The sequence below is a fragment of the Polaromonas sp. P1_G4 genome (assembly GCF_056405475.1).
This window is the reverse complement of the sequence record NZ_JBFUCA010000124.1, coordinates 1-9579: the sequence shown is the minus strand read 5'-3', so window position 1 is coordinate 9579 and position 9579 is coordinate 1. Positions and strand designations below refer to the sequence as shown.

The window sequence follows — 9579 nt, the reverse complement described above, 5'->3', positions numbered from 1 at the left end:
CACGGTGCCGCGTTTCATCGAGTCTTCGACATTGCGCACGATCAGTTCGGCGCCCAGCTCTTTGGCGCGCAGGTCGCGAAAGTCGGTCACTTCATGGAAGTTGTGACCGGTGTCGATCATCAGAAGCGGGTAGGGAATGCGACCCACGCCGAACGCTTTCTCGGCGCACTTGAGCATCACCAACGAATCCTTGCCGCCCGAAAACAGCAGGGCCGGGCGCTCAAAGGCGGCGGCGACTTCACGCAGGATGAAGATGGTTTCTTCTTCCAGCGCGTCGAGGTGGGAGTTGGACAGCCGCGCGATGGAGGTCGCCGGGTCGGCTGGCAGCAGGTGGGATGGGGTGCGGGCGTTCATAGGTCAGTCAGTGCGCAAGGTGCAGGCCGCATTCGCGGTTGTCTTCGCCCTTGGTGGGGTCCACATAGTCAAAGTTGTTGGGCAGGCCGTTGATCTCACAGTACTGGTAAAGGTCCTTGGACGACCAGTGCAGGAGCGGCGCGACCTTGATCAGGCCGTCGGGGTTGACGCTGACCGGATCCATCTGGGCGCGTACCGCGGTGTCGGTGGCGCGCAAGGCCGTGAACCAGACCTGGGGCGCGGTTTCACGCAGAGCGCGGGCAAAGGGCTCGAGTTTCACCTCCTCAGTGAAGGCCGCATGGCGTGGATCGTCCAGCGCCGGGGTCGGACCCTCCACCGCCTCGCGGTGTGCACGGGAGCGGCGCGGCAGGTAAATATGCAGGTCCAGCTTGAGCAGCCTGGTCACTTCGTCGGCAAAGCGGTAGGTGGCCTCGGTGTTGTAGCCGTTGTCCATCCAGACCACGGGAACGCGGGAATTGGCGCGCGTCACCATGTGCAGTATCACCRCCTCGAAGGGACGGAAATTGGTGGTGACGATGGCGGGCCGGCCCAGTCCCACGGCCCAGCCCACCAGGCCCTGTGCGTTGTGGCCGAGTTCTGCGTTGATCTTTGCAAGGTCGAGGCTCATGGTGTTCAGGCGCAAGCCGCCTCCTTGAAGTGGGGTTGCACGTCCACCGCGTCGCCCTGGTATTTGCCTGCGCTGTAACCGGGGTAGGACGCCAGCACGCGCTGGGCCACGGCCATGTCCTGGTCGGCGCGCAGCACGGCGGTGTCAAAACCGCTGCGCTCCATCTGCGCCAGCTGGTCCACCAGTACGTCGCCGGTGGCGCGGATTTCACCCTTGAATTCGCGGCGGCGGCGCAGCAGGAAGGCCTGGCTGTAGGCGCGGCCGTCGGTGAACTTCGGGAAGTTCAGGTCAATGCGAGAGATGCCGTCGAGTGAGACCTCGAAGGGATCGGCGTCGTTCGCAAGGACCAGGGTACCGGGCTGTTCCGCGCCGCTTTGTTCGCTGAAAGGCAGTAATTTCATGGTCAGTCCTTTCAGTGCGCGACGGTGWTGGGGGCAAAGCGCGCAGCCTTGGCGGCGGCCTTGTACGGTTCAATGCCGACGCGACGGAAAGTCGCAATGAACGTTTCGCCGTCCTCGCGCAGCTGGCGATAGGTGTCCAGCACCGCTTCAATGACTTCGGGCACTTCGGCGCCGGTAAACGAAGGGCCGACCACCTTGCCGGGCACCGAGGCACCGCTCAGCGTGGAACCATCGGAGCCGCCCAGCGAGACCTGGTACCACTCCAGGCCATCCTTGTCCACACCCAGGATGCCGATGTGGCCGCTGTGATGATGGCCGCAGGAGTTGATGCAGCCGCTGATGTGCAGGTCAATCTCGCCCAGGTCGTGCAGCTCGTCCATGTCCTGGTAGCGCTCGGTGATGGCTTCGGCGATCGGGATGGAGCGCGCATTGGCCAGCGAGCAGAAGTCGCCACCGGGGCAGGCGATCATGTCGGTCAGCAGGTGGATGTTGGGCTTGGCAAAACCGGCCTTGCGGGCGGCACGCCAGAGCTCGGGCAGCTCGTCGCAGCGAACCCAGGGCAGCAGCAGGTTCTGGTCGTGCGTCACACGCACTTCACCGGCGCTGAACTGGTCGGCCAGGTCAGCCGCGATGTCCAACTGGTCGGCCGTCGCGTCGCCGGGCGCCTGGCCCAGGCGCTTGAACGACAGCGTCACGGCGCGCAGGTCGGGGTTCTGGTGCGGGGCCACATTGCGCTGCAGCCAGCGGCCGAACTCCACGTCGTCTTCGGCGGCGGCGCGCAGGATGTTGGCAATTTTTGTATCGGCGCTCTTGCGGTCGCAATTGAGCGCGGGCGGCACAAAGCAGGCTGTCACCCGGTCGAGTTCTTCCTGCGTGATGGTGTGCGGCGCGCCGTCGTGTTCCAGAATCTGCTTGTATTCGGCCTCGACGTCGTCGATGTAGCGCTGGCCTTCGGCCTTCACCAGAATCTTGATACGGGCCTTGTAGATGTTGTCGCGGCGGCCATAGCGGTTGTACACACGTACCACGGCTTCCAGGTAATTCATGATCTGGTTCCAGGGCAGGAACTCGCGGATCACGGTGCCGATCACCGGCGTGCGGCCCATACCGCCACCCACCAGCACCTTGAAGCCCAGTTCGCCTTCGGCATTGCGGATCAAATGGAGGCCGACATCGTGCCAGGCCGTGGCGGCGCGGTCTTCGCGGGCGCCGCTGATCGCGATCTTGAACTTGCGCGGCAGGAAGGCGAACTCGGGGTGCAGCGTGCTCCACTGGCGCAGGATTTCGCCGAAGGGACGCGGGTCGGCGATCTCGTCAACGGCGATGCCGGCGCGTTCGTCGCTGGTGATGTTGCGGATGCAATTACCGCTGGTCTGGATGCCGTGCATGGCGACGCTGGCCAGCAGGTCCATCACCTCGGCCGACTTGTCGAGCGGAATCCAGTTGTATTGCACGTTCTGGCGCGTCGTGAAGTGGGCGTAGCCGGTGGTCAGCTTGGAGCTGACCGACAGGCCGTTTTTCAGATTGACGGGGCCGAGCTTGTCCTGCTTGGCTTGGGCTTCATTGAACAGCGCGGCGTTGGGCTGGTCGTATTCGCGGGCGATTTTGGCCAGCACGCGCATCTGCGCGCTCGACAGCTCGCCATAAGGCACGGCCACGCGCAGCATGGGCGCATAGCGCTGTACATACCAGCCGTTTTGCAGGCGCAGCGGGCGAAATTCGTCTTCAGGCAACTGGCCTGCCTGCCAGCGGGTCAGCTGGTCACGGTACTGGTTGGCGCGGGCCTTGACAAACTCGCGGTCAAATTCTGTGTATTGGTACATGGCTGTCGGGATTCAAACGTCGTGGGATTTTTATAAGGAGAGGGTCAGATCGAAATCAGCTTCACGCCGGCATAGGCCAGCAGCACGGACAAAAGCGAACGGATCACGCGGTCAGGCGTTTTGTGCACCAGGTGCGAACCCAGCCAGATGCCGGGCAGCGAGCCGGCGAGCAGCTTGATGAGCAGCGGCCAGTCGACCGAACCGATGGAGGCATGACCCAGGCCCGCCACCAGCGTCAGGGGCACGGCGTGGGCAATGTCGGCCGCCACGATGCGCGGCAGCGGCAGGGTGGGGTAGAGCAGCATCAGCACGATCACGCCGATGGCACCCGCGCCGACTGACGTCAAAGTGACCAGCGTGCCGATGACCGCGCCAAACAGCAGCGGCAGCGACCAGTGGCGCGCACGCGTGGCCTGGCCTATGAGTTCGGGCGCGATGGTGGTAGGGGCGGCCTTGCCGCGCAGCACCTTGTAGGCCGTGGCGCCAGCCGTCAGCAGTAACGCCAGGCCGAGGGTGGTGGTCATGATGGCTTGCGTAGCCGGGTTGGCCGGGCCCATGCGCTGCAACATATAAAGGGTGGCCAGGGCCGCCGGAATGCTGCCGGCTGCTGTTTGCCCGACGATTTTCCAGTCCACCACCCGGGCGCGGGCCAGGCTGACGGTCCCGCCCATCTTGGTAAAGGCCGCAAACAGCAGGTCGGTGCCGATGGCAAGGTGCGGTTTGATGCCGAAAAAGAAGATCAGCAGCGGCGTCATCAGCGAGCCGCCGCCCACCCCTGTCAAACCCACAACCAGGCCGACGGCAAAACCAGCAAATACAAAGGCAAATTCATGCATAGCGGGAAAATGTAAGTGCCCGACTTATAAAAACAAACTACACATTTGTTCTGCCGTTATGCAGATAAGCTTATTCGCCAATAAATATGCGGGTTTCGGGCGGTTTTTTCGTGCCAGCGGCATAAGGCTTGCGTTGAGGCTGACCATTCACCAACCGACCCGTCACAAAGCGCTGGTACAGTCCCTGCTCTTTCGGATGAGCCGCCCTGTTTTGGGCTTGCCAAATTAACCGAATTGCCCATTTTTGGAGAAAACCCGTGAAATTGATGAAGTCCGTCCTGATGGGTGGTTTGTTTCTGGCCTGCGCCACGGCGGTGACGCTCGCCCAGGGCAGCCCGAAACCTCCCATCAAGATCGGCGAAATCAACAGCTACTCCGCCATTCCCCAGTTCGCCCAGCCTTACCGGCAAGGCTGGCAGCTTGCGGTCGAGGAAATCAATGTGGCCGGCGGCCTGCTGGGCCGCAAGATCGAAGTCATCTCGCGCGATGACGCCGGCAAACCCGAGGAAGCCCTGCGACAGGCCGTCGAGCTGACCTCAAAAGAAAGGGTGGATGTGCTGGCGGGCGGGTTTTACTCCAGCGTCGGGCTGGCGCTGGCCGGCCATGCCCAGGCGAGCCGACGGGTGTTTATCGCCAGCGAGTCGCTGGCCGACGCCATCGTCTGGGAACAGGGCAACCGCTACACCTTCCGCCTGCGGCCCAGTACTTATATGCAGGCAGCCATGCTGGTCGAAGAGGCATCCAGGTTGCCGGCCAAACGCTGGGCCACGATTGCCCCCAATTACGAATACGGCCAGAGCGCGGTCACTGTGTTCAAGGAGCTGCTGAAAGCCAGGCGACCGGACGTCGAGTTTGTGAGTTACCAGTGGCCGGCGCTGGGCAAGATAGAAGCCGGCCCGACGCTGCAGACGGCCATGCAGGCAAAACCTGAGGCGATTTTCAACGCGACTTTCGGGGCCGACCTGACCCGGCTGGTCCGTGAGGGCAACCAGCGCGGCATTTTTCCCCGCATACCAGTGGTGTCCATGCTTTCGGGGGAGCCCGAGTACCTGGAGACGCTGAAAGACGACACGCCGAAAGGCTGGATCGTCACCGGCTACCCCTGGGACCAGATCGACTCCCGGGAACACGCCAGCTTCGCGGCCAACTACTATCGCCGCTTCAACGAATACCCCAAAGTCGGCTCGGCGGTGGGCTACGCCACCATGCAGGCGATTTTTGCCGCCATCCGCAGGGCCAATTCCACCGACAACGAAAAGCTGGTGGTGGCGCTGCGCGGACTGAAGTTTTCCACGCCTTTCGGCCCCGCCGAATTCCGCGCCATTGACCACCAGTCCACCATGGGCGCCTACGTGGGCAGGCTGGATCTGCGCGGCCACAAGGGCACCATGGTGCAATGGCGCTATGCCGACGGCAAGGCCTATTTGCCAAGCGATGCGTATGTMAAGGCCCGCCGGCCTGCCGCGGCCATGAAGTGACGTTTTGACAACGCAGGCGCTGAATTCCTTGAAGCCTCCCCGGTGATCCCCCCATAATCGGGCGCAATGACGAATACGGGTGGTGAGGCTGTCAAGCGGGTTTTTGTAAAAGTGTTCGGGTTTGATGACGTTGAGCGTCATGCCCTGAACGCAGTGTTTCGCATTTCCGAAACACGATCCATCGCCTACACCCCCTGGACGCCCGACGCGCCCGAAGAGGCCTTGATGGCGTTGATTGACGGCGACAGCTGGGAAGCTGCGCTGGAGCTGGCCAACCCCGCGAATGACGACTTCACCCTGATCTGGATCGGCGACAACCCGCCGGCCAGGGCGCGTCTGGTGATCCCGCGCCCGCTGCAGTGGACCGCCGTGATTGACGGTATGGACGAATTGCTGGCCGCTGAACGGCGGCAGGCCGCGCAGGCCCTGCAGCCGGGCAAAGCACATGGTGAGAAGGGCCTGGATCTCGACCTGCTGTCCGAATCCACTGCGCTGCTGGACCTCGATCTCGACTTTGATTCGCAGGCGCCTACCGCGCCGGCGCCGCTGGAAGCCCCGGAGCCCCTGCCGGAGCGCCCTCAGGTGTTGGTGGTGGATGCTGACCGCGACGCGCGTCTTTACCTGCGTGCCAGGCTGGCCATGGCCGGTTTCGTGAAGATAGACGAGGCGACCACCGGCACCGAAGCGCTCAAGCTGATTGACACGCATCTTTACAAGCTGGTGATTCTCGACATGGAGCTCCCCGACATTGAGTCCTGGGAAATGGTCAAGCGAGTGGAGGCATCGCGCCCTGCCATCGCCTACCTGATCCTGACCGGCAACCGTCTCTCCCCGCTGGACACCGTGCGCGGATGGTTCGGCGGCGCGCGCGGCAGCCTGCGCAAACCGCTGCACCCCGGAAAGCTCAAACGCCTGCTGCGCAGCGTGGAGTGAAGGCGCTCACTACGCCTTGAATGCTATCTATTTGATAGCTGCTTGCGCCCGTTCCCCTTGGTTTCAGCCCTGTTTTGCTTAAGAATCTCAGGTGTTGACGATCGGTGCGGGCGCCGCATGCTGCGGCACCAGCGCCTCCGCCAGCCGCTGTTCAATCGGCAAAGGTTCGGCGTGCAGCTTCGCCGCCAGCAATTCCCCGCAAAGCGCGGCAAACGTCAGCCCGCGCGACCCCATGCCGCTGCACACCCACAGGCCCGGGCTTTCTTCCAGCGGACCCAAAGCGGGTAAACGGGTGGGTGTAGCGCAGCGCACACCCGCCCAGGACTGAACCTTCCCTGGCTCAAACTGTGCGGCCAGTGCACGGGCGGTTTGCGGCAGCAGGGTTTGCAGCCGGCTGAGATTGTGCTGGTCGTCCTCGGGCCGTGTTTCGGCCTGGGTGTTGTCGCGTTCAAAGCTGGAGCCCATGACCCAGGCCACGCCGCCGGCCTTGCTGGGCAGGGGCACCGCGGGCACCAGGCTGCCATGGCCGTTCACGGGAAAGGGCGGCAGTGCGCCGACCGCGCCGGGCTCGTGCAGGCCCCAGCTCACCTGGCCCCGGATGGCCTGCAATGCCAGTTCGCCAGCCTTGTCCGTACCGGCGCCGGCTGCCAGTTCCAGGCTGGCATAACCGGCAGCTAGCACCACGAGTTCGGCGCGAGCCAACTCCCGGCCCTGCGCATCCAGAACCTGCCATTGGCCCGAGGCCTGGTTCAGGCGGTTCACTATTGATCGGCCGTGCGATTGCACACCCGGCCCCGCCAGCCAGGCGTCGACCAGGGCGGCCGGCCGGATCCAGCCGGCCCGCGCATGCCACAGCGCGGGCGTATCCGGCGGCAGGCCGCATTGMCTGAGCTTGTCGGCGTCGGCTGGCCCTGTCCAGTCGCTAGCGGCGTCGACCCAGTCTGTTTGCCACGCCTCGGGCCGTTTGCGCGGGTGCTCCACCGCGTGCTCCAGCACGCCGGTGCGGCCCCAGTCACCGGCCTGCAGCAAGGCCTCAGCTTGCTGTAGCGTGGCACGAATGCCATGGCGCGACAGGCGCGAGAGCGGGTTGTCGTCGGGCGAGACATGCGGCGCCAGCAAGCCGGCGGGCAGGCCGGACGCCCCGGTGGCGGGCTCTTCGGCAGCATCCAGCACCACGACCTGCCAGCCGCGGCGCGCCAGGCTGGCCGCCACGGCCGCGCCGGCCAGGCCAGAGCCAATCACCACGCAGCGGGCAGGTGGCCGGCGTGTGGGCGAGGGATGTGTTTTTTTCGGCTCCCACGCCGGGTTGAACTCACCCTGCAGGTTGTCGCGCTTGGGCGGAATGCCCGGTACCTTGTTCACCACAAATCCGCATTGCGCCAAGGCGTCGCGCACGCTGCGCGCAATTGTCCAGGTGGCTATACGCGTGCCGCGCCGGCAGCAGCGGGCTACCGCCTTGAAGGTGTGCACGTCCCAGATGTCCGGGTTGCGCTGCGGGCTGAAGCCGTCCAGGTAGACCGAATCTGCCTCAAACGACTGCTCGCGCAGCATGGCCTTGGCGTCGCCGATGCACAGCGTCAGCAAGACCTGGCCGCCTTCAAACACCAGCCGGTGAAAGCCCGGCAGCAGCCCCCATRGCTGGCGCTGCAACTGTTCGGCGAAAGGCAGCAATTCAGGATGGGTCCTGGCGCTGCGCAGCACATCTTCGGCGCTCGCCGGAAAGGCTTCAGTCGAGACGAAATGCAGCAGGCCAGGGCGCTTCGGGTCGGCCTTCCAGGCGGCCCAGGTCACCAGGAAATTCAGGCCCAGGCCGAAGCCGGTTTCAAGAACAGTCCATTGCGGCTGACCGGCCCAGGCCCCAGGCAGGCCGCAGCCCTTGAGGAAGACTTCTTTAGCCTGATCCAGCCCGCCCAGCTCGCTACGGTAGCGGTCGCCAAAGCGCGGGCTGTAGGGGCTGCCGCCGGCGGTGCCGTCGTCCAGCCACTCAATGCGCTCGGGCATGCGGTCAGGTCAGGGCGTGGGTGTCGTGGGTGGGACGTAGCCTTGCACTGCGTCGGCGCCGTCGCCGAAGAAATGTTTTTCCATCTGCCGTGCCAGGTACTGGCGGGCGCGGGCGTCGGCCAGGTTCAGGCGGTTTTCATTGACCAGCATGGTTTGCTGCTTCATCCACTCCGCCCAGGCTTCCTTGCTGACTTCTTCCCAAAGGCGCTTTCCTAGCGGGCCGGGGTAGGGCGGGAAGTCCAGGCCTTCGGCTTCTTTGCCGAGTTTGATGCATTTGACGAGGCGTGCCATGGGGTAGTTCTTTAGTAGGGCTAAGTTGTAGCTGAGATGTCTAAGGATGTTTGTGGAATAAAGAACTGATTTTTTATTCGTTCCAGTTTCTAAGGTCTGCTTCCAGAATCCATTTTGTTCGCATTTACACGCAATTTTTTGGAAAAGAGAGCAACCATGACTTCACGCCGCAACTTTATCAATGTTTCCGCCCGCACTGCCGTGGCGGCCGGTTTGGGTTTGACGCTGGCAGGGTCACTGCTGACCGCCCAGGCCCAGCAAGCGCCCGTCACGCTGCTCAACGTCTCGTATGACCCAACCCGTGAGCTTTATGTCGAATACAACGCGGCCTTCAGCAAATACTGGAAAGCCAAGACCGGCCAGGATGTGACGATCAAGCAGTCGCACGGCGGCTCCGGCAAGCAGGCCCGCTCCATCATTGACGGCCTGGACGCCGACGTGGCCACGCTGGCCCTGGCCGGCGACACCGACGCGTTGGTCAAAAACGGCGGCTGGTTGTCGGCCGACTGGCAAAAGAAGCTGCCGCACAACTCGTCGCCCTACACCTCCACCATCGTGCTGGCCGTGCGCCAGGGCAATCCCAAAGGCATCAAGGACTGGGATGACCTGATCAAGCCCGGCATCAACGTGATCACGCCCAACCCTAAAACCTCGGGCGGCGCCCGCTGGAACTACCTGGCCGCCTGGGAATTCGCCAAGCGCAAATACGGCAGCGACGCCAAGGCCAAGGAGTTTGTCGCCAAGCTCTATGGCAACGTTTCGGTGCTGGACACCGGCGCCCGCGGCTCCACCATCACCTTCGCCCAGCGTGCCCAGGGCGACGTGCTGATCGCC

General features: G+C 63.8%; 10 protein-coding genes. 3 read left to right on the top strand and 7 right to left on the bottom strand.

Features of this window, described 5'->3' with window-relative positions; translation table 11 throughout:
• The 5 genes from AC1D1X_RS08475 to AC1D1X_RS08455 form a co-directional block, all read right to left on the bottom strand.
• Positions 1–354, bottom strand: a 354-nt coding sequence (locus AC1D1X_RS08475; RefSeq protein WP_477698131.1) for a phosphoadenosine phosphosulfate reductase domain-containing protein, incomplete at its 3' end; no start/stop codon positions are given.
• Between the two features lie 7 nt (positions 355–361).
• Positions 362–982: a phosphoadenosine phosphosulfate reductase domain-containing protein gene (locus AC1D1X_RS08470; protein WP_477698132.1), complete on the bottom strand. Its 621-nt coding sequence runs from the start codon at positions 980–982 to the stop codon at positions 362–364.
• 5 nt (positions 983–987) lie between these two features.
• Positions 988–1383, bottom strand: coding sequence for a DUF934 domain-containing protein (locus AC1D1X_RS08465; protein ID WP_477670833.1), 396 nt, complete (start codon positions 1381–1383; stop codon positions 988–990).
• Positions 1384–1394: 11 nt separating this feature from the next.
• Positions 1395–3206, bottom strand: coding sequence for a nitrite/sulfite reductase (locus AC1D1X_RS08460; protein ID WP_477698130.1), 1812 nt, complete (start codon positions 3204–3206; stop codon positions 1395–1397).
• A gap of 44 nt (positions 3207–3250) precedes the next feature.
• Positions 3251–4042 carry a sulfite exporter TauE/SafE family protein gene (locus AC1D1X_RS08455; protein WP_477667269.1) on the bottom strand — a complete coding sequence of 264 codons (792 nt, stop codon included), beginning with the start codon at positions 4040–4042 and terminating at the stop codon, positions 3251–3253.
• Positions 4043–4308: 266 nt separating this feature from the next.
• Between AC1D1X_RS08455 and AC1D1X_RS08450 the strand changes: the two genes are divergently transcribed.
• On the top strand, positions 4309–5520 hold the full coding sequence (locus AC1D1X_RS08450) for an ABC transporter substrate-binding protein (protein ID WP_477671216.1): 1212 nt from the start codon (positions 4309–4311) through the stop codon (positions 5518–5520).
• 66 nt (positions 5521–5586) lie between these two features.
• Positions 5587–6453, top strand: a complete 867-nt coding sequence (locus AC1D1X_RS08445; RefSeq protein WP_477670831.1) for a response regulator transcription factor — start codon at positions 5587–5589, stop codon at positions 6451–6453.
• Between the two features lie 87 nt (positions 6454–6540).
• Here AC1D1X_RS08445 and mnmC read toward each other — a convergent pair whose 3' ends face one another.
• Positions 6541–8454: a bifunctional tRNA (5-methylaminomethyl-2-thiouridine)(34)-methyltransferase MnmC2/FAD-dependent 5-carboxymethylaminomethyl-2-thiouridine(34) oxidoreductase MnmC1 gene (mnmC, locus tag AC1D1X_RS08440; protein WP_477698129.1), complete on the bottom strand. Its 1914-nt coding sequence runs from the start codon at positions 8452–8454 to the stop codon at positions 6541–6543.
• 9 nt (positions 8455–8463) lie between these two features.
• Positions 8464–8745 carry an oxidative damage protection protein gene (locus AC1D1X_RS08435; RefSeq protein ID WP_477670829.1) on the bottom strand — a complete coding sequence of 94 codons (282 nt, stop codon included), beginning with the start codon at positions 8743–8745 and terminating at the stop codon, positions 8464–8466.
• Between the two features lie 156 nt (positions 8746–8901).
• Here AC1D1X_RS08435 and AC1D1X_RS08430 point away from each other — a divergent pair.
• Positions 8902–9579 (top strand): sulfate ABC transporter substrate-binding protein (locus AC1D1X_RS08430; protein ID WP_477698128.1); only part of this gene is annotated, 678 nt, incomplete at its 3' end.

Coding starts and splice junctions, on each gene's coding strand:
- AC1D1X_RS08465 (WP_477670833.1), bottom strand. CDS start 1,383: ATGAAATTACTGCCTTTCAGCGAACAAAGCGGCGCGGAACAGCCCGGT.
- AC1D1X_RS08455 (WP_477667269.1), bottom strand. CDS start 4,042: ATGCATGAATTTGCCTTTGTATTTGCTGGTTTTGCCGTCGGCCTGGTT.
- AC1D1X_RS08445 (WP_477670831.1), top strand. CDS start 5,587: ATGACGAATACGGGTGGTGAGGCTGTCAAGCGGGTTTTTGTAAAAGTG.
- AC1D1X_RS08435 (WP_477670829.1), bottom strand. CDS start 8,745: ATGGCACGCCTCGTCAAATGCATCAAACTCGGCAAAGAAGCCGAAGGC.